The sequence below is a fragment of the Pararhodobacter sp. genome (assembly GCF_034676075.1).
GTDB lineage: Bacteria > Pseudomonadota > Alphaproteobacteria > Rhodobacterales > Rhodobacteraceae > Pararhodobacter.
Map to the genome: position 1 here is coordinate 85293 of NZ_JAUCCQ010000003.1, position 18578 is coordinate 103870.

The following is an 18578-nucleotide window of genomic DNA, read 5'->3' on the forward strand; positions in this document are numbered from 1 at the left end:
CCATGCCGCAATGCCAGCTGTTCTCCTTCCGGGAGGGCCTCGACGAGGTCGTGCCCGGCGGGCTCAGGATGAAAGCCGTGGTGGGCCAGTCGCTCAGCGTCGGGGTCGTCAATTTCTGCCTGCCCGGCGGCCCCGGCATTGCCGCCAAAGCCCATGCCCATGGCGAGGAGGCGACGCTGCAGATCCGGGGAGGCTGCACCGTCAACCTCGGCTGGTCGGTCGAGGCACCGGAAGCCTCGGTCGAGCTTGAGGAAGGCATCGTCATGCTGATGCCCGCCGAACAGCCCCATTCCGGGATCAACCGCTTCGACTCCGAGGGCGAATGCCTGCGGCTGAACGTGGTGACGCCGCCGCGCCAGGAATACGGCGCCAGCGGCAACGCCAAACCCTTCTACCCGGGCGCACCGGAGGCCAAGGCATGAGCTGCGAGATCCACGACAGCGGTCTGGGTGCCGCCCCCTTTGCCGTCCAGGGTGCCGCGCTCTCGGTCGCCATGGAACGTCTGCCGGTCGGTACATCGGCGGAGCTCTCGGCCCGGGGCGGGCCCGAGGAGATGGTCGCGCTGCTGGAAGGCAGCGCCACGCTCAGGGCCGACGATGGCGAGCATTCGCTGGTCCCCGGTACGGGCGTGCTGATCCCGGCTGGTTCGGCGCGCGAATGGACCATTCTGACCCCCGCCCTCGTGTACCGCGTCAGGGCCGCCGGATGAGCGTCGAAGACCGCCTCGCCCGGCTCGAGGCCCATGCAGACATCGAGGCCGTGATGCAGGTCTACGCGGCGGCGGCGGATGCGAAGTACACCGCCCGCCACCGCAAGGCCGCGCCCGACCGGGTGGCCGAGGCCGCGCGCGCGCAGGCTGCCTGTTTCACCCCGGACGCCGAATGGCAGGCCGGCGGGTTCGGCGGCAGCCTTCACGGCCGCGTGGCGATCGAGGATTTCTTCCGTGAAGGCCCTTGGTCCTTTGCCACCCATCTCTATGCGGCGCCGCAGATTCAGGTCGCCGGCACCATAGCCGAAGCCCGCTGGCGCCTGTGGGAGCTGGGCGTCCGCGACGAGCGCAACCCTGCCATCCAGGGCCATGTCACGCTGTTGACGGGCGTGGTCCGCCAGAGCTGGCACCGTCTGCCCGAAGGCTGGCGCATCGCCGTCATGGCCTTTGACCAGCTCCATGCCCTGACCCTTGCCACCGACACGGCGGCGCTCAGCTGCCTCATCCCCGCCGGAGACACCCCGTGACCGCAACCTGCCCCGCGCCGACTGCCGCGCCCGACCCGGCGCCCGCTGCTGCCTTCCCCATCGCCGACACGGCCTGCCGCGTCGTCTCGAACGAGCCGGTGAACGCCGAATACCGCCTACTGCTGGCCGAGGCCGGGCCCACCGCGCTGACCGCCGAAGCGGGTCAGTTCTTCCAGCTCAAATGCCCGCCGACGACACAGGACCACCCCTTCCTGCGCCGCCCGATGAGCGTCTATCGCATCGACCGGCAGAACGGGCAGATTGGCTTTCTCTACAAGGTGACCGGCAAGGGCACGCGCGGCCTGTCTACGCTGGTGCCCGGCGACAGGCTCGAGGCCATCGGTCCCCTGGGCCTGGGTTTCACCCTGCCCGCGGGGACAAAGCATGTCCTTCTGGTGGCCCGGGGCGTGGGGCTTGCCACGCTGACGCCGCTCGTGCAGATGGCCCGCGCTGCCGGGGCCGAGGTCACGGCGATCCTCAGCGCCCGCAATCCCGCCATGGTCATGTCGCGCGACGAGCTGGCGGCGCAGGGCGCCCGGGTCATCGAGGTCACGGATACAGCGGGCGACAGCGACATGGCGCAGGTCGAGGCGCTGCTGCGGCGCCTTCACGCCGAACAGCCCTTCGATTTCGCCGCCACCTGCGGCTCGAACCGCCTGCTGCAACTGACCAAGGCGCTGAGCGCCGAATGGCAGATCGCCGGACAGGCGGCCATGGAGGCCTTCATGGGCTGCGGCATGGGCATGTGCTATGCCTGCGTGCTGCCCGTGACCGCCCCCTCCGGCGAAACCATCTTCAAACGGGTCTGCCGCGAAGGACCTGTCTTCAGCATCGAGGAGGTCCAGTCATGGTAGACCTGTCCGTCCAGATCGGCAGCGTCTCGCTGCGCAACCCGGTGATGCCCGCCTCGGGGACCATCGCCGAAGGCTTTGCCGAGATCGTCGACCTCGGCCGGCTCGGTGCGATCGTGCTGAAGACCATCACCCCCGACATCCGCCAGGGCACCCAGCCGCCGCGGGTGGCCGAGTTCACGGATGCCACGCTGTTTTCCATCGGCATCCCCTCGAAGGGGCCGGACTACCTGCTTGATTCCACCCTGCCGGTCTATGCCGATTTCGGGGTGCCGGTGGTGGCCAGCGTCTCGGCCGACAGCGCCGAGGATTTCGGCACGCTCGCGGCCTATATCTCGGCCCCCGGTGTTGCGGCGATCGAGGCCAATGTCTCGTGCCCGAACCTGCGCGCCCATGGCCAGGCCTTCGGCATGGACCCCGAGGCCACGGCCGAGGTGATCCGTGCCATGAAGGCCAGGACCGACACGCCGATCTGGGCCAAGCTCACCCCCAATGTCGGCGACATCGCCCAAATCGCCCGGGCCGCCGAGGCCGCTGGCGCCGATGCGCTGGTGGTGTCGAACGCGCTCTTGGGCATGGCTGTCGATGCCGAGAACATGCGCCCCCGACTTGGCAATGTGATTGGCGGACTAACGGGCAACGCGGTCAAGCCGATCATCCTGCGCATGGTTCATCAGGTGGCGCAGGCGGTGTCGATCCCGATCATCGGCTGCGGCGGCATCGCCAACGGCGAGGATGCGGTGGAGTATCTGCTCGCCGGAGCGACTGCCGTGCAATTCGGCACCGTCAACTTCATCGAACCGGCGGCGATGGAGGAGGCCATCGCCTGGATCGAGGCCTATTGCCGCCGCCATGGCGTCACCGAGGTCCGCGCCCTGACTGGGGCCATGAGCCCCCGCCACGACCAGAAGTCGCCCCTGCAAAGCGCCGTTCTCTGAGGATCCGATGAGCGACTGGACCGAACTTTGCGCCGCCGACGCCCTGCCCGAGGGCGAGGCAAAGGGCTTCACCATCGACGGGCTCAGGCTCTGTGCGGTCAATGACGGGACCGGGATCTTCGTCGTCGCCGACCTCTGCACGCATGGGCAGGCCTATCTGTCCGACGGGTATTTCGACGCCGAGGAATGCGTCCTCGAATGTCCGCTGCACGGGGGGCTCTTCAGCTACCGCGATGGCTCGCCACAGGGCGACCCGGCGGAAAAGCCTGTTCGTTCCTTCCCCATCCGGGTCGAGGGCGGCCGCGTGATGGTGCAGCTATGAACCGGCGCGTCGTCATCCTCGGCGCCGGGGGCACCATCGCCATGGCGGGGGCGCATGCCTACGATTGGGTCGATTACGGCGATACCGGGATCATCAATCCGGTGGACGAGATCGTCGCCGGCATGGATTTCGGGCTTCCCGGGGTGACGCTGGACCTGCGCAGTTTCCGCATGCTGCCCTCGACCGGGATCACGCCCGAGGACTGGCTGGATCTCGCGCAGACCATCGACACGCTCTGTCACACGGACGCCCCCGCCGGGATCGTGGTGACCCACGGCACGGCGACGATGGAGGATACCGCCTTCTTCCTGCATCTCACGCAGCGGGTCGATGTGCCGGTGATCCTGACTGGCGCACAGCGGCCACCGAATACCGAAGGCTCTGACGCCGCCGCCAACATGCGCCACGCCATCGCGGTCGCCGCCAGTGGCACGCTGCCGGGCGGCGCCTATCTGGTGATGGACGCAAAGATCCTGCCCGCCGACCGCGCGTCCAAGACCGCGAACCACGCGCTCGATGCCTTCGAAGCGCCAGACGGCGGCCCCTTGGGAACGGTGAACGCCGACGGATCGCTGACCCTGTTCAATGCGCCGCTGCCCAGGCCGCATGTCTTCGCGCGGCCACGGGCGCCGCTGCCTCGGGTCGGTGTCGTCATCTCCTATCCAGGTGCCGGGGGCGAGGTGGTCGAGGCGCTGACCGCCTCGGGTGTTGCCGCATTGATCAGTGCCGGTTTCCCCCCCGGCCGCCCCACCCCCGGCGAGCGCGCGGCGATGCAGCGCGCCGCCGGGGCCGGGGTGCTGGTCGTGCAATCCTCGCGCGCGCCCCGGGGCCGGGTGCCCTTGCAGCGCTGGAATGAAGAGGCCGGGATCCTCTCGGGCGGCGGTCTGTCGCCCGCCAAGGCCCGGATCCTCGTGATGCTGGCCCTGGCCGAAGGGATGGCCCGGGACGAGATCCAGGACCTGCTTCTGTCCTGGTGACGCGATCTGCGGCTCGGGCCCATGTCGGGCGCTTAGGTGCGGGCTCGACATTCGGAAAGGAGCCCCTTGCCGATGGCCTGAACCGGCAGACAGCGCAGCCGCGCGGCGGTGGAGGGATAGCCTTCGCCCCGGCTCGGACCCGCAACGCCACTGATACACAGGACAAGGCCGGCGCAGGGTCGCCCTGCGCCGGCCTTTTGAGGGATGATCGGCTCAGCTGTGGTCGGGCTCGCGCTGCAGGATGACCTGCTCGCCCGTCACCCGTGCCGCCTGTCGGACCATCACCATCGCCACAACGATGATCAACGTGCCCGAGAGCGCCAGCACCACATGCGGTGCGACGGCGGCAACGGCGGCGCACAGGAACAGCGGTCGCAGCCAGAGAACGCGGGTATTGCCCGCGACCCCCTCGACCGAGACCGCCATGGCCGCGGTCGCGGCGACACCCCCAACCACCGCCAGCGTGTTGGCGAGGGGGTCCGCCAGCAGCATCAGACCAGGGTTCCAGACGAAGGCGAAGGGCATCAGAAAGCCCACGCTCGCAAGTTTCATCGCATCGAAGGCGATGCTGAACGGATCGGCCCGGGCTATCGCCGCTGCCGCCAGCGCCGCCACCGCGATGGGTGGTGTCAGGGCCGAGAGCACGGCAAAGACCAGCAGGAACATGTGGCTTTGCAGCAGCGGATAGCCGAGTGCCGCCAGCGCCGGCCCGACCAGAACCGCAGCCAGGATATAGGCCGAGGGCGTCGGCATCCCGAGGCCGAGGATGATCGTCACCACCGCGGCGATGACCAGCGTCAGCAGCGCATGCCCGCCGCTGACCGACAGGATGACGCTCGCCGCCTTCATGCCGAGCCCGGTCATCGTCAGCCCGCCGATCACCAGCCCGGCCGCGGCGCAGGCGCCGGCCACGGGCAGGATGCTCAGCGTCGTCTCGCCCAGCCCTTCGACGATCTTCCACAGCGTGAGCCGCGTGCTGGGCAGGATGGCCGAGGCCACGACGACCGACAGCACCCCCATGCCCGCCGTCAGGTTGGGTGAATAGCCCGCGACCAGGACGCCGACGATGATGGCGATGGGGATCAGGAACACCCAGCCGGTGCGGAAGGTCTCGGCCGCCGAGGGGATATCGCCCTCGGCCGGGCGCAGATCCTCGTTCACCGCGCGCAGATGCACCTGCAGGAACACGCCGAGGTAGTAGAGCAGCGCCGGAACCAGCGCCGCCATGATTACCTCGCGGTAGCCCACATTGGTGTATTCGGCGAGGATGAAAGCGGCCGAGCCCATGATCGGCGGCATCAGCGAACCGCCGGTCGAGGCCGCGACCTCGACGGCGCCGGCAAAGCGCGCCCGGTAGCCGAGCTTCTTCATCACCGGGATGGTGATCGAGCCGGTGGCCACCACATCCGAGGTGGGCGAGCCCGACATCGTGCCGTAGAGCCCCGAGGCGATCACCGCCACCTTGGCCGGGCCGCCGCGGGTGCGGCCGGTCAGCAGCGTGGCCAGCGAGAAGAAGAAATCGCCGCCGCCCGCCTTAGCCAGGAAGGTGCCGAACATGACGAAGAGGAAGACGTAGCTGGCGACCACCTTGATCGGCACGCCGAACAGGCCGTCGGTGGTGAAGACCAGGATATCCAGGAGATAAGAGAACTCGTCCACGCCGTGGCCGAAGGGCGGGGGCAGCAGGCTGCCGAAAAGATTGTAGGCCAGAAACAGGCTGACCACGAGGGTCAACGCCAGCCCGGTCGTGCGCCGCGTCGCCTCGAGCGTGAGCGCCAGCAGCAGGCTGCCGAAGGTGAATTGCGCCGGCGTCAGTGCGTCCAGCAGGCTGATCCGCAGCGAGATCGTCTCGGCCGAGGTGAAGAAGAAGATGCCGCAGGCCAGGCTCAGGCCGCTGAGCGCCCAGTCGTAGACCGGCACCCGGTCGGGCGCGTTCGGCGTGGCGCCGATGGCGATGAACAGCAGCGTGAAGATCCCGTTGACGAACAGGATCCCCAGGATCAGCGGGTCCGAGATGGTGAAGATGTTGGCGTAGATGACCCAGAGCGAGAACAGCGCCGCGGCAATGACCAGCAGCCTGTTCCAGCGGGCCGCAAACATGCGTCTGCGGCCCGTGGAAAGTAGCGCAGCCATCATTCCGCCAGCAACCCGGCTTCCCGGTAGGCCGCGGCCGCACCCGGGTGGAAGGGGATGACGCTGGGCGTGGCCAGCAGCTCGACCGTCAGATCGCCCATCGAGGAATGGACCGCGCGCATTTCGTCGAGGTGCTCGATCAGGGCGGCGGTGATCGTATGCGCCACCTCGTCGCTGAGCTGGTCATGGGTCAGCAGCAGCGCCCCCAGCGCGGAACTCGCCACATCGTTGGGCTGGTTGGAATAGCTGCCGCCGGGGATGATCATCCGGCCGGTGCCGTATTGGGCATTGGTGGCCTCGATCACCGCCTCGGGCACTTCCAGCAGCACGACATCGCTGTTCTCGTCGACGGCGCGGAAGCTCGAATGCAGTACGAAGATGCCGTTGGTGATCATGTCGAGGCGACCGTCCTGCATCAGCTCGGCCTGTTCGCTCGACCCGGCCCGCACCAGCTGCCCGCCATTGGCCGCCAGCGCCTCTTCGGTCACGCCCGCCTCGGCCAGCATGAAGAGCGCGAGGTCCGAGGTGATGTTGCCCGGCCGGTTGATCCCGATCCGCAAGGGCGCGCCGCTGGTGGCGATGTCGTCCAGGCTGTCGATGCCGTATTGTTCGGCGACACCGCGATCGAGGAAGAAATGCATCGGCGCCCAATTGTAGAGGTAGCCGATGGCGCGCAGGTTCTCGATCGGCTCGCGGAAGGGGGCGGTGCCGGCCAGGGCCACGGTCGCCTCGGCGTCATGGGCCAGACCCAGATCGACGCGGTGGCTGGACAGAAGGCCGATATTGGCGAAACCGCCGCCCGTGGATTGATAGGTCACGACCGAGGCGGGATCGGCCGCCTTGGCGACCCGGTCCAGCCCGACGCCGACCAGCGACCAGAGCCCGCCGGGGCTGGCGCCCGCCAGGTTGAGGTTCACCGCCTGGGCCTGGGCGCATCCGGCAGACAGGGCGACCGCGAGGGCGGTCACCAGGGGTTTGAAATTCATGTCATCCTCCCTTTCAGACATGGTCGTGGCGATGGACCGGCCCTGGTCGAGACACTCCTCCCGGGTGGTCCGGCTGCGTCTTCCCGTCTGATTCCCCGGCGCGCGTCGCATGGTGACACAGAGCGTCCGTGCAGGCGAAAAGATATAACTTAGACGTCTATTTTGTAGCGAGGAACCTTTCTTTGCGTCAAGGAGAAACACCGGGGACTTGACATTTTATCATTGTTTTTCATTGATCTACGCCGGATTCCGGCCGCCAAATGGACACCCCACCCGGCCGGCTTTCCCGGCAGGCGCTCCCCCTCCGCCCCGGCAGTGGCCGAGGCACTCCTTCCCTTGCGGTGCCCCCTATTCGGCGGCGGTGCTCGTGGCCTCGCGGACCAGCGTCCGCCAATCGACCTCTTTCGGATAGATCCCCTCGCGCGAGGCGATGCTCGCCTGCGGCGTGCGCGGCTCCTCGGTGCCGATGGCCCGCCCGCCCTCGGCGACGCTGCGCGCGGCATCGACCATCAGCCGGCGGAATTCGACGATGGCCAGATCCGAAGCGCCCAGCGTGTCCGAATGCCGCTCGACTCGCGGACCCATGCTGACCCACATGGCGATATCCTGGTTGGGAATCCCCTGGATGCCGGTGAAATTGCCCGCTGCCATCGCCTCGCGGTCCTGCAGGAAATCGTTCTCCAGCGTGCGGAGCGGGCGCCATTTCGGGTCCAGATCCTCGCCCGGAACGGCGTGGTTGAAACGGCGCCATTCCTCGGTCGTGGGCGTCTTGCGGGCGCCCCAGGCGATGAAGTGGAAGGCGGTTTCGGTGTCGTTGATCGGCACGATGACCGAGGCGACGTTATAAGCGTTGTTCGGCGGAATCAGCGAATAGAAGGGCGCAATGAATTCGGTGATGCGCAGGTAGTTATGCGTGGCCGCGTTGCGGATCGGGGTGCGGATTGCGGCGTAATGGAAGCCGTAGCGGGTCGTCTCGGTCTGCATCCGGGGCGAGCGGTCGGTCGACGGGCGATACCAGCTCTTGTCGTCGGCCGAGGCGCTTTCGACCCGCGCGGGCTTCATGTCCGAGGAATGCAGCGACGAGGAATGGGCGCTGTCGATCTGGCCCTCGTGGATCTGCGCCCAGTTCGCCGGAACCCTGATCTTTAGGATGGCGATATCGGTATTTGAGGTCGGGGCGAAGGCGGGCGGCATGAAGGCAGGCATCGCCTCCTTGTCGCCCAGCCAGGCCCAGACGAAGCCGCCCCATTCCTGCGTCGGATAGGCCCGCGCCTTGACCTTGTTCTTCAGGGGGCTGGCGTCGGGTTCCGAGGACATGGCGACCGTGTTGCCGTGAATGTCGAATTTCCAGCCGTGATAGAGGCAGCGCAGCCCGCATTCCTCGTTGCGGCCGTAAACCAGCGAGGCCTTGCGATGCGGGCAGAGTTCGTCCAGCAGGCCGAGCCGCCCTTCGGTATCGCGGAAGGCCACGTATTTCTCGCCCAGAACCTCGACCCGCAGCGGCTTGCCATCTGGCTCGGCCACTTCCTCGATCAGGCAGACCGGCACCCAGTGCTGGCGCATCAGCCGCGCCATCGGCGCGTCGCCGGTCACACGGGTCAGCAGGTCGTTCTCTTCTTGGGTCAGCATCGCTTGGGTCCTTCTGTTCCGCAACCGCCCGCCGGAAGGGGCGGCTGCAAGCCTGTTGACAGATAATACTTAGCTATCTAAGTCTTTCAAGGAATTTCTGAGCGGAGGATGCATGTTTGATTTTCCAATCGCGCTGACGGTGGCCGGACGGCGCGACCTGACGCCCTCGGTGGTGGAGTTCAGGCTGGTCCGCGCGGATGGTTCCGCCCTGCCCCCCTTCGCCGCGGGCGCCCACCTGACCCTGCGGACGCCTTCGGGCGCGATGCGGCGCTATTCGCTGGTCAACGAGGGCACGGCGCCGACCGACTACGTGATCGCCGTGAAGCGCGAACCCGACTCGCGCGGTGGCTCGCGGTCGATGCATGACGAGGCGCTCCCCGGCGTCACCCTCGACGTGACCGAGATGGAAAATACCTTCGCCCTGACCGAGGCCCCGGATTACCTGCTGGTCGCTGGCGGTATCGGCATCACGCCCCTTTATGCCATGGCGCAGGAGCTGGAGCGGCGGAGCAAGCCCTTCACCCTGATCTATTGCACCCGCAGCGCCGAGGAGACCGCCTATCGCGAGGAACTGGCGCAGGCCTTCGGCGCCCGGGTGCATTTTCACCATGACCAGGGCGATCCCGCGCAGGTCTATGATTTCTGGGACCATTTCGCCGAGCCCCGCCCGCAGCACGTCTTCTGCTGCGGCCCCAAACCGCTGATGGAGGAAATCGCCGCCCTGACCGGCCACTGGCCCGAGGGCCGGGTGCATTTCGAGGAATTCCGCCCGGTCGAGATCGTGCGCGCCACCGATCAGGCCTTCGAGGTGGAGCTGAAACGCTCGGGCCGGGTGATGAAAGTGCCCGCCGACCGCTCGATCCTGGAGGCCCTGCGCGAGGCGGGGGAGCGCACGGTCTCCTCCTGCGAAAGCGGCACCTGCGGGACCTGCAAGACCCGGCTGCTGGCGGGCGAGGCCGATCACCGCGACATGGTGCTGATGGACGAGGAAAAGCCCTCGCATATCATGATCTGCGTCTCGCGCAGTCAGGGCGGGAGGCTGGTCCTTGACCTCTGAGCCGATCCGTCTGGGTGTCGCTGGGCTGGGCCGCGCCTTCGTGCTGATGCTGCCCAGCCTCCGCGCCGATCCGCGGCTGCGGCTGGTCGCCGCCGCCAGCCCCTCCCCGCGCGAGGCCGCCGCCTTCACCGCGGAATTCGGCGGGCCCTGCCACGCCGATGTGGCCGCGCTCTGCGCCGATCCGGGGGTCGAGGCGGTCTATGTCGCCACCCCCCACGCCCTGCACCGCGCCCATGTGATCGCGGCGCTGGAAGCCGGCAAACATGTGCTGGTGGAAAAGCCGCTGGCGGTGACGCTGGCGGATGGCCTCGCCATGGTCGAGGCGGCGCGAAAGGCGAACCGGCATCTGATCGTCGGCCCCAGCCACAGTTTCGACGCGCCGGTCGCCCTGGCCCGCCAGATCATCGACAGCGGCGAATTCGGCCGGCTGCGCATGGTGCAGGCGCTGAACTACACCGATTTCCTCTATCGACCGCGCAGGCCCGAGGAATTGCGCTCGGACCAAGGCGGCGGCGTCATCTTCAGCCAGGGCATACATCAAATCGATATCGTGCGCCTGCTGGCCGGGGGGATGGTCACGCAGGTCAGCGCCATGACCGGCGCCTGGGACCCGCAACGGCCCGGTGAAGGCGCCTATGCCGCGCTGATGCACTTCGCCGACGGCGCCTTCGCCTCGCTCAGCTATTCCGGCATGGCGCATTTCGATAGCGACGTCTGGATGGGCAATGTGGGGGAGCTGGGCCACGACAAGCCCGCCGACAGCTACGGCGCGGCTCGGCGGGCACTGGCAAGCGCCGCCCCTGCTGACGAGATCGCGCTGAAAGAGGCCCGCACCTTCGGCGGCGGCCATCAGCCCGCGCCCGCGCAGCATCACGAACATTTCGGGCCGATCCTCGCGCTTTGCGACCGGGCCGACCTGCGGCTCACCCCCGACGGGGTCGAAGTCTCGGCCAACACGAGGCGCGAGTTTCGTCGCTGCCCCCTGAGCGCCGCAACCCGCGCGCCGGTCCTCGACGCGCTGGTCGCCGCGCTGCGCGAAGGCCGCACGCCCGTTCAGACCGGGGCCTGGGGCCTCGCCAGCCTCGAGGTCTGCCACGCGATCATCGCCTCGGCTGCCAGCGGCCAGCCGCAGCGCCTTCACCATCAGATCACCACAGGGATGGAAACATGACCACGCTTTCGCTTTCGCTCGCAATGGGGGATTACGACCGCACCCGCCCTCTCGTTGACGGGCGCGTCGCCATCGACGGCGTGTCGCCGATCCCGATGCTGCTGAGCCCGGAAGAAATGTTCTTCCGCGCCTTCCGCCATAAGGCCTTCGATATCTGCGAGTTGTCGCTGTCGTCCTACGCGATCTCGGTTGCCCGGGGGGATGCGCATTACGTCGCCGTGCCGGTCTATCTGAGCCGGGCGTTCCGCCACACCTCAGTCTATATCCGCTCCGACCGTGGGATTCGGGCGCCCGCCGACCTCAAGGGGAGGCGGATCGGCATCGCCGAGTATCAGCTGACGGCGAATGTCTGGGTGCGTGGGATCCTTGAGGAACATTACGGCCTCGACCCGGCCGAGGTTCAGTGGGTGCGGGGTGGCATGAACACCCCGGGAAGGCCGGAGAAGATCAAGGTCGTGCTGCCCGACACCATCCACATGGAGGCCGCGCCAGACGGGCGCTCGCTCAACGACCTGCTGGTCGCAGGCGAGATCGACGGCTTCATCGGCCCGCGCGCGCCCCGCTGCCACGACGAAGGACATCCGCTGATCGGGCGGCTCTGGTCCGATACCGTGGCCGAAGCCTCGGACTATTTCGCGAAAACCGGAATCTTTCCGATCATGCATGTGCTGGGCCTGCGCCGCAGTCTGGCCGAGGCGCATCCCTGGCTGCCCGGCGCGCTGGTCAAGGCCTTCACCCGTGCCCGCGACCTGGCGCAGGAGGCGCTTGCCGATACCTCTGCCACCAAGGTCACCATGCCCTTCGTCGAGGACACGCTGGCGCGCGCGCGGCGGCTGATGGGTCCCGATCCCTGGAGCTATGGTCTGGGTCAGAACCGCGCGGTGCTGGACACCTTCCTGCGCTATCATCATGAACAAGGTCTCTCGCCCCGCCGCGTCACGCCTGAAGAGCTGTTCCACCCCGCCTCGGTCGAAAGCTACAGCTTGTGAAGGTGTCCATGCACGAGAACTTCCGCCCCGGTGAACTGGTCGAGATCGCCCTGCCCGACCGCCTGGCGCATGTGCAGGTGACGCATCTGCACGCCAGCTATCCGCCGGTGGTGCGGGTGCTGGAGAATCGCCCTGGGGCCCGGTCGGGCGATCCGGCCACCATCGCGGCGGGAGCTACGGCCTTTACCGCGATGCTACCGCTGGGGGCGGTCCTGATGCGGCTGGGGCTGCGGGCGACCCGGCTGGGCGTGCAGACGATCCCGGCCAGTGACGCGGGTTTCCCCACCTTCCGCATGCCGATCCGGGGCCGGTCGGGCGAGGTGTTGTACTGGTGGCTGTGGGATGGCACTTCCCTGCGCTACGAGGTGGCGCCCGGCACGGATCTGGATGCCCTTCCCCTGCGCGAAGTCATGAGCGCCGAGGATTTCCTCGCGGGTCTGACGCGCTGAACCCCGACGGCCTCAGCCCACAAGAAAGCGGTGAAAGCGCCGGTGCAGCCAGGGGAGCGTCCAGGCGGTGTTGATCCCGGTCAGCACCAGCGCCACCACCAGCAGGGACAGCGGCCGCGGGAGCCCGCCGATCAGCGGGTCCAGCCCGTAAACCAGCAGAACCAGCGCCGGAAAGACCGCCAGAAACGCGATGAGCCATCGCTTGTGGAAGGGAACCGGGCGCGGCGCCGAGGTCAGATCCGGCTGTACCTCGGCGAGTCCGGCCAGCGCCTGCCGCAGTGTCGCGCCGCTGACTCCCTCCGCCAGAACCAGCCAATGCCCGTCGATCCGGCACCACTCCCGGGCGGGCGTAGCCGCCGGGTTCAGCGCGGTCAGGATGGCAAAAACCCGGTCACGGTTGGCGAGGGGAACGAGGAGGGGGACGGGTTTCATGCGCAGGCTCGACGAGAGGCGGGTTCGGTCGGCGCGGTTGCCGTGTCATAGATTCGATATCTAAGTATTAGCAACCCGCCCCCCAGTCAAGTTGTCTTCCCATCCGACAGGCCCGGCAGAAAATACCCGGTGCGCCCGGTCCTGATGTCCAGTAAGTTGAAGACCTTGTGACATTTAACCGGGATCAGGCCATGCAGGACGGCGCATCAGAGCTGCACGATGACGAGAGGCTGGCGCGACTGATCCGGCTATCCGCGCGCGGGTTCAACCGGGCGCTGTCGTTGCGGTTGCAGCAGCATGATGTGACGTTCGGGCAATGGATCTTCCTGCGCATCCTCTGGGTCGAGGACGGGCTATCGCAGCGCGAACTCAGCCAGCGCGCCAATGTGACCGAGCCCACGACCCACACCGCGTTGAAAAAGCTGGAGCTCCAGGGGCTGATCCGGCGCGAGAACCCCGACGACAACCGCCGCCGCCAGCACACCTATCTGACCGAGCAGGGCAAGGCCCTGCGCGCGGTTCTCGAACCGCTGGCTATCGAGGCCAACGAAGTCGCCGCCGAGGGACTGTCTGCCACCGAGCGCGAGGATTTCCGCCGCTATCTTCTGATCCTGATCCGCAATCTGGAACGCGACGAGGCCGAGGCTTCGAAGCAGGGCCTGAAAGTGCCGCCAAAACGGGGTTGGACCGGCGACGTCTGAGACGCTCTCAGCCGTTGACCCGTCAGGATTCCACCCAGGAATCCCCTGTTCACGACTAATCGCTCGGTCCGAAAGACTCCTCTGGCTTCATTCTAGGTGACACGTCGGTGGCGCGCGCCGGTTTGACCAGCATGAGCGGGACTTCTTGCCGATAGCGACGGCAATAGGTGTGGACCGCCCTGCCTGCAGAGGCCAAGGTCCAAACGGCCCTTCAGAAGAAGTCTGCAATCGCTTGGACGATTGGCTGGAGATCCGGGCTTTGAGCCCGCGAGCCGGACCAGAACAGAAACAGATCGGCGGCAGCGCTGGGGGAGGAAATCGGCAGCGTGACCAAGGCGCCCCCGTCATAGCTGATGTGTCCTGGCGGATTGGAATAGCTGATGCCGATGCCCATGCCATGCGCGGCGAAGGATCGCATCAATTCCAGCGACGAGGCCCGATGCGCGATCCTGGGCGCCAGGTTGAGGGCGTCGAACAGCGACTGGATATACCCGACAGACAGCCCCTCGCTCGACAGGATGAGCGGATGATCGGCGATCTGCTCCAGTGTCAGGGAGGGCTGGTCTGCCAGCGGGTGCCCCTGGGGCAGGAAAGCCACGGGCACCACGCTCCGCAGCTTCAGGCGCTCGAAGCGGCCCTCGAAACCGATGTCGTAGGAGAGGGCGACATCGGCCTTTCCTTCGGCCAGGTCGCGGGAGAGACTGGCAAAGCGCCCCTCCTGCCCGCGGAACGCCTGTGCCGGGACCTGCCGCTGCAGGACGTCGAGGATCGGGGCCAGATACCACGGCGCGATATCTTCGAAGCATCCTACGACGACGGGGCGGTTGGCATCGGACGCCTTCTCGATTTCCTGCGCCAGCGCGAGCAGGTCGCGCGCCCGTTCCACCAGCCGATGCCCGAAGGGGGTGACGACGATCACCGACCCCTTGCGGCGCAGGAAGATCCTCTCGCCCAGGATCTCCTCGACACGGCTGATCGCCACCGAGAGCGAGGGCTGCGACACATGCAGGCGCGCCGCCGCGGCGGTGACACTGCGCGCCTCGGCGACGGCGACGATGTATTCGTACTGGCGCAGGGTTATGGATAGCATGACACTATTTATTCTATGAAGATATATGATTGGAAACTAAATTCTCGCCCGTCTACCGTCGGCACGCAAAAGGAGACACGCGATGCATGACCTGGTGACACAAGCGGATATCGATGCCTTCCAGCGCGACGGGGTTGTCCTGATCAAGGGGTTGTTCAGGGACCATGTCGACGGTCTGCGCCGAGGCATCGAGCGCAACATGGCTGAGCCCGGCCCCTATGCCGCCGAGAACCTCAAGGCAGGGGAGGGCGGGCGGTTCTTTGACGATTACTGCAACTGGACCCGCATCCCCGAATTCGAACAGGCCATTCGCCATTCACCGGCCGCCGAGGTCGCCGCGGACCTCATGCAATCGCGGCAGGTCCAGATGTTCCACGACCACGTGCTGGTCAAGGAACCCGGCACCTCGAAGCCGACGCCCTGGCATCAGGACGGCCCCTATTACTTCGTCGAGGGCAAGCAGACCGTCAGCTTCTGGTCGCCGATGGACCCCGTGCGCGAGGCCAGCCTGCGTTGCGTGGCGGGCAGTCATGCCTGGGAGAAGCCCGTGCTGCCCACGCGCTGGCTGGCCGAGACCAGCTTCTACCCCGAGGATGACGCCTACATGCCGGTGCCGGATCCCGATGCCGAGGGCATGGACATCCGGGAATGGCACATGGAGCCGGGGGATGCGGTCGCCTTCAACTACGGCATCCTTCACGGCGCGCGGGGCAACACCACCCAAAGCCGCCGCCGGGCTTTCTCGCTGCGGCTGGTGGGCGATGACGCGCGCTATGTCGAGCGGCCGGGCCGGACCTCGCCCCCCTATCCCGGGCACGGCATGACCCCGGGACAGGTGCTGCGCGAGGATTGGTTCCCGATCCTCTATCGGCGGTAGGCCGGACCGGGCGCCCTGCTTCTGCGCCGTCAGGCGAGGAAGAAGGCGATGGTCATCGCCGCGCCCACCAGCGTGATGAACCAGCGCAACAGATCCGTGCGCAAGATGCGGCGGCTCAACCGGGCTCCGGCATAGCCGCCCGCCGTCGCACTCACCGCCAGGATCAGCGCCTGCTCCCAGGCGATCAGTCCGGCCCAGACGAAGGCTGCAGCCGAGATCAGCGACAATACCGCTGACAGGAGGTTCTTCAGGCCGTTCATGCCGTGCAGGTCGGTGTGGCCCAGCAGGCTAAAGGCCGCGAGCAGCATGATCCCGAGACCGCCGTTGAAGTACCCGCCATAGACGGACACGGCGAGGATTGCCGCGCCCGAGACGACCGGCCCCGCCGCACCGCCCCCTCGCTGGCGCAGGGCTTTCAGCAGAAGCGGACCGGTGGCGAAGAGCAGGGTTGCCAGCAGCAGCAGCCAGGGCACGATCCACAGAAAGGTCTCGCCCGGCGTCACGATCAACAAGAGCGCGCCGAGAATGCTGCCGAGGGCCGCGAGGCCGAGGATCGCGCGCAGTCCCAACGCCCCTTCGGCCCTCATATCCCCTCGAAACGCCCAGGCACTGCTCAGATACCCTGGCAGCGCGCTCAGCGTCGCGGTGGCATTCGCGGCAACCGGAGGCACGCCCACGTAGATGAGCGCCGGAAGGCTCAGGAAGGTGCCGCCGCCTGCCACGGCATTGAGAAGGCCCGCGGCACCGCCAGCCAGGCAGAGCAAAAGCAGCTCGGTCATCGCGTCTAGCATCCCGTTCATGGTTCGCGCCGGTCCTTGCGTCCTTTGCAATTGGTCTGCAAATTGGTTCGCAAAGGAGGCACCCGTGGCAAGACATTCCGCGACGGATATCCAGCGCCATCTGTTTGCACTGGTGGAAGAGCTGACGCCGGGCGAACGCCTGCCGCCAGAGCGCGAGCTGGCAGCGCGCCTCGGCTGTTCCCGGCAGACGCTCAGGGCGGGCCTGTTCAGCCTCGAGCAAGACGGCAGGATCTGGCGCCATGTCGGCCAGGGGACATTCTGCGGCACGCGGCCGCGCCACCTGCCGGTTCGCGATACGCTGCTGATCGAGGGCGCGACACCCCCCGATGTCCTCCAGGCGCGCCTGCTGCTGGAACCGATGGTCGCTGCTGCAGCGGCGCGGCTGGCGGAACCTGCCGACGTGGCCCACCTGCGTGCGAAGGTCGACGCCGGGCGCAAGGCTCGTGATCGTGCTGCCTGCGAACAGGCAGATGACGCGTTTCACCGGGCGCTGGCGCAGATCTCCGGCAATCCGATCCTGGTGGGCTTCCTCAACTACCTTTCCGGCGTGCGTCGCCGGGTGGCCTGGCAGCGGGAATGGGAGGCGACCTACCGACGCATCGGCACCGCGGCATTTCAGACCCTGCACAGCGATCAACACCGACGGATTGTCGACGCGATCGAAGCGCGCGATCCGGGCGCGGCCGCATCCTCCATGACCGAGCACCTGGAAACCATCAGGACCGATATGACGGGAGGCCGCTGACCGGCCGCCTTATGGGCGGGTCAGCGGCAGGGTTGCACGGGTCGAAGGCTGCACCCACCCCGCCCGACGGCCGAGGCGACACGAAGCCTCGCGCTGAGACTGGGACCGCGCTGCAGCCCCATCAAGTCAGTCCTCCGGGTCTGGTTGCGTGACGCTGAGAATCGTCAGCATGCGCCGCTCGTTGTCCCGCGTGTCCCAGTAGAAACTAGCCCCCTCGGCAAGACCCAGCAGGGCGACCCCGATCGGCGTCGTCACCGAAACGCGCATCCGGGCGATATCCGCCTCTTCGGGATAGACCAGCGTCACGGTCTTTTCCTGTCCGGTGTTCTCGTCACGGAAGACGACGGTGCTGCCCATGCCGACCACGTCCTTCGGCATCTTGTCGGCGGCGACGATGCGCGCGCGGCCGATCTCTTCGTACAGACGGTCAGCGAGAGCAGGATGGCGGCGCAGCATACCATCGGCCAGCCCCTCCAGATGCGCGAGGCTTTCCTCGCTGATGACGATCCGGGGGTTCTTCTTGGCCGGGCTTTTCACGGCTTGGGCGGTGGTGGACATGGTAATTTTCCTTGTGTTCACGGGTAATGTCGGAGGATGGCGCGGCGCCTCGGCCACGCTGGTCACGCAGAGACGGCCGATGCGGCCATCCTCGAAAAGCAGCGGTGCCCGCCGACCGACGCGCATGCCGATCAATGTGGCCCCCAGAAGCGAGGCAACGGGGATCGCGCCCTCGGGCAGGCCGGGAACGAGGCGATGCACCAGCAGGCCGGTCCGGGGCGCGCCGCCGTCGATGGTGAAGCTGACACGCGCGCCGCCCACCACCAGATCGCGATCGTGCACATCGTCCGCCGGACGGGTGTTCATCAGCTTGCTCGCCAGCACATAGGCAAGCAGTTTCGAGCCTGTGCCCCGTCCGCCTTCGCAGGCCTCAAGATGTTCCAGCAGGGCCCGATAGTCCGCAGAGGGCAGATTGACCGGGATGTGGCGAAGTTCTCTGCGCAGAGATCGGGATGCAAGCGCCGACTGGGTTGAAGGATTGACGCCGACCATAAGTCCTCCTCGGGTGCAAGGCACCGCGTTCACGTTTCATGACGGAGAGGAGACCCCGGGAGGTATGGCAGGCGCGAACGCGCCTAGACCGCCCGGGGAAGCGGGCGGTTCAGCAGACGAAATCGGAAATGATCAGCGTGCTTGG

General features: G+C 67.2%; 21 protein-coding genes. 14 read left to right on the top strand and 7 right to left on the bottom strand.

Features of this window, described 5'->3' with window-relative positions; genetic code table 11:
- Positions 1–2: 2 nt before the first annotated feature.
- Genes VDQ18_RS02520 through VDQ18_RS02550 form a run of 7 tightly spaced genes read left to right on the top strand, consistent with a single transcriptional unit; the run spans position 3 to position 4324 of the window.
- The gene (locus tag VDQ18_RS02520) at positions 3–422 is read left to right on the top strand and encodes a cupin (protein ID WP_323019441.1); all 420 of its coding nucleotides are present in this window, start codon (positions 3–5) and stop codon (positions 420–422) included.
- Entirely contained in the window at positions 419–709 is a 291-nt protein-coding gene (locus VDQ18_RS02525) for a hypothetical protein (RefSeq protein WP_323019442.1), read from the top strand. Before VDQ18_RS02520 ends, VDQ18_RS02525 begins: the two co-directional genes overlap by 4 nt.
- Positions 706–1236, top strand: coding sequence for a nuclear transport factor 2 family protein (locus tag VDQ18_RS02530; RefSeq protein WP_323019443.1), 531 nt, complete (start codon positions 706–708; stop codon positions 1234–1236). Before VDQ18_RS02525 ends, VDQ18_RS02530 begins: the two co-directional genes overlap by 4 nt.
- Entirely contained in the window at positions 1233–2090 is an 858-nt protein-coding gene (locus VDQ18_RS02535) for a dihydroorotate dehydrogenase electron transfer subunit (RefSeq protein ID WP_323019444.1), read from the top strand. Before VDQ18_RS02530 ends, VDQ18_RS02535 begins: the two co-directional genes overlap by 4 nt.
- Complete coding sequence (locus VDQ18_RS02540) at positions 2084–3025, top strand: dihydroorotate dehydrogenase (RefSeq protein ID WP_323019445.1); 942 nt, start codon at positions 2084–2086, stop codon at positions 3023–3025. The genes VDQ18_RS02535 and VDQ18_RS02540 overlap by 7 nt, the downstream gene beginning before the upstream one ends.
- A 7-nt stretch (positions 3026–3032) precedes the next feature.
- Positions 3033–3347 (top strand): non-heme iron oxygenase ferredoxin subunit, encoded by a 315-nt coding sequence (locus VDQ18_RS02545; RefSeq protein WP_323019446.1) that lies wholly within the window; start codon positions 3033–3035, stop codon positions 3345–3347.
- Complete coding sequence (locus VDQ18_RS02550) at positions 3344–4324, top strand: asparaginase (RefSeq protein WP_323019447.1); 981 nt, start codon at positions 3344–3346, stop codon at positions 4322–4324. The genes VDQ18_RS02545 and VDQ18_RS02550 overlap by 4 nt, the downstream gene beginning before the upstream one ends.
- A 213-nt stretch (positions 4325–4537) precedes the next feature.
- Here VDQ18_RS02550 and VDQ18_RS02555 read toward each other — a convergent pair whose 3' ends face one another.
- The 3 genes from VDQ18_RS02555 to VDQ18_RS02565 form a co-directional block, all read right to left on the bottom strand.
- On the bottom strand, positions 4538–6424 hold the full coding sequence (locus VDQ18_RS02555) for a TRAP transporter fused permease subunit (protein WP_323019448.1): 1887 nt from the start codon (positions 6422–6424) through the stop codon (positions 4538–4540).
- A gap of 32 nt (positions 6425–6456) precedes the next feature.
- Complete coding sequence (locus VDQ18_RS02560; RefSeq protein ID WP_323019449.1) at positions 6457–7443, bottom strand: TAXI family TRAP transporter solute-binding subunit; 987 nt, start codon at positions 7441–7443, stop codon at positions 6457–6459.
- 348 nt (positions 7444–7791) lie between these two features.
- Positions 7792–9072, bottom strand: coding sequence for a Rieske 2Fe-2S domain-containing protein (locus VDQ18_RS02565; RefSeq protein WP_323019450.1), 1281 nt, complete (start codon positions 9070–9072; stop codon positions 7792–7794).
- Positions 9073–9184: 112 nt separating this feature from the next.
- Between VDQ18_RS02565 and VDQ18_RS02570 the strand changes: the two genes are divergently transcribed.
- From VDQ18_RS02570 to VDQ18_RS02585, 4 genes are read left to right on the top strand one after another with little or no spacing between them, the layout of a single operon-like run.
- A complete protein-coding gene (locus VDQ18_RS02570) occupies positions 9185–10129 on the top strand; it encodes a PDR/VanB family oxidoreductase (protein ID WP_323019451.1) in 945 nt (314 codons plus the stop codon).
- A complete protein-coding gene (locus VDQ18_RS02575) occupies positions 10119–11300 on the top strand; it encodes a Gfo/Idh/MocA family oxidoreductase (protein WP_323019452.1) in 1182 nt (393 codons plus the stop codon). Before VDQ18_RS02570 ends, VDQ18_RS02575 begins: the two co-directional genes overlap by 11 nt.
- A complete protein-coding gene (locus VDQ18_RS02580; RefSeq protein WP_323019453.1) occupies positions 11297–12289 on the top strand; it encodes an ABC transporter substrate-binding protein in 993 nt (330 codons plus the stop codon). Before VDQ18_RS02575 ends, VDQ18_RS02580 begins: the two co-directional genes overlap by 4 nt.
- Before the next feature lie 8 nt (positions 12290–12297).
- A complete protein-coding gene (locus VDQ18_RS02585) occupies positions 12298–12738 on the top strand; it encodes a hypothetical protein (RefSeq protein ID WP_323019454.1) in 441 nt (146 codons plus the stop codon).
- Between the two features lie 12 nt (positions 12739–12750).
- On the opposite strand, the gene VDQ18_RS02590 is transcribed toward VDQ18_RS02585, so the two are convergent.
- Positions 12751–13170, bottom strand: a complete 420-nt coding sequence (locus VDQ18_RS02590) for a hypothetical protein (protein WP_323019455.1) — start codon at positions 13168–13170, stop codon at positions 12751–12753.
- 191 nt (positions 13171–13361) lie between these two features.
- Between VDQ18_RS02590 and VDQ18_RS02595 the strand changes: the two genes are divergently transcribed.
- The gene (locus VDQ18_RS02595) at positions 13362–13871 is read left to right on the top strand and encodes a MarR family winged helix-turn-helix transcriptional regulator (RefSeq protein ID WP_323019456.1); all 510 of its coding nucleotides are present in this window, start codon (positions 13362–13364) and stop codon (positions 13869–13871) included.
- A 211-nt stretch (positions 13872–14082) separates the two neighbouring features.
- Here VDQ18_RS02595 and VDQ18_RS02600 read toward each other — a convergent pair whose 3' ends face one another.
- Positions 14083–14961: a LysR family transcriptional regulator gene (locus tag VDQ18_RS02600; protein WP_323019457.1), complete on the bottom strand. Its 879-nt coding sequence runs from the start codon at positions 14959–14961 to the stop codon at positions 14083–14085.
- 82 nt (positions 14962–15043) lie between these two features.
- On the opposite strand from VDQ18_RS02600, the gene VDQ18_RS02605 reads away from it, so the two are divergent.
- Entirely contained in the window at positions 15044–15838 is a 795-nt protein-coding gene (locus VDQ18_RS02605) for a phytanoyl-CoA dioxygenase family protein (protein ID WP_323019458.1), read from the top strand.
- 29 nt (positions 15839–15867) lie between these two features.
- On the opposite strand, the gene VDQ18_RS02610 is transcribed toward VDQ18_RS02605, so the two are convergent.
- A complete protein-coding gene (locus tag VDQ18_RS02610) occupies positions 15868–16617 on the bottom strand; it encodes a sulfite exporter TauE/SafE family protein (protein ID WP_323019459.1) in 750 nt (249 codons plus the stop codon).
- Positions 16618–16702: 85 nt separating this feature from the next.
- Here VDQ18_RS02610 and VDQ18_RS02615 point away from each other — a divergent pair, with 85 nt between their 5' ends.
- Positions 16703–17383 (top strand): FadR/GntR family transcriptional regulator, encoded by a 681-nt coding sequence (locus VDQ18_RS02615; RefSeq protein ID WP_323019460.1) that lies wholly within the window; start codon positions 16703–16705, stop codon positions 17381–17383.
- Positions 17384–17509: 126 nt separating this feature from the next.
- Here the strand turns inward: VDQ18_RS02615 and rnk are convergent, their stop codons facing one another.
- Positions 17510–18433, bottom strand: coding sequence for a nucleoside diphosphate kinase regulator (gene rnk / locus VDQ18_RS02620; RefSeq protein ID WP_323019461.1), 924 nt, complete (start codon positions 18431–18433; stop codon positions 17510–17512).
- Positions 18434–18578: the final 145 nt, after the last annotated feature.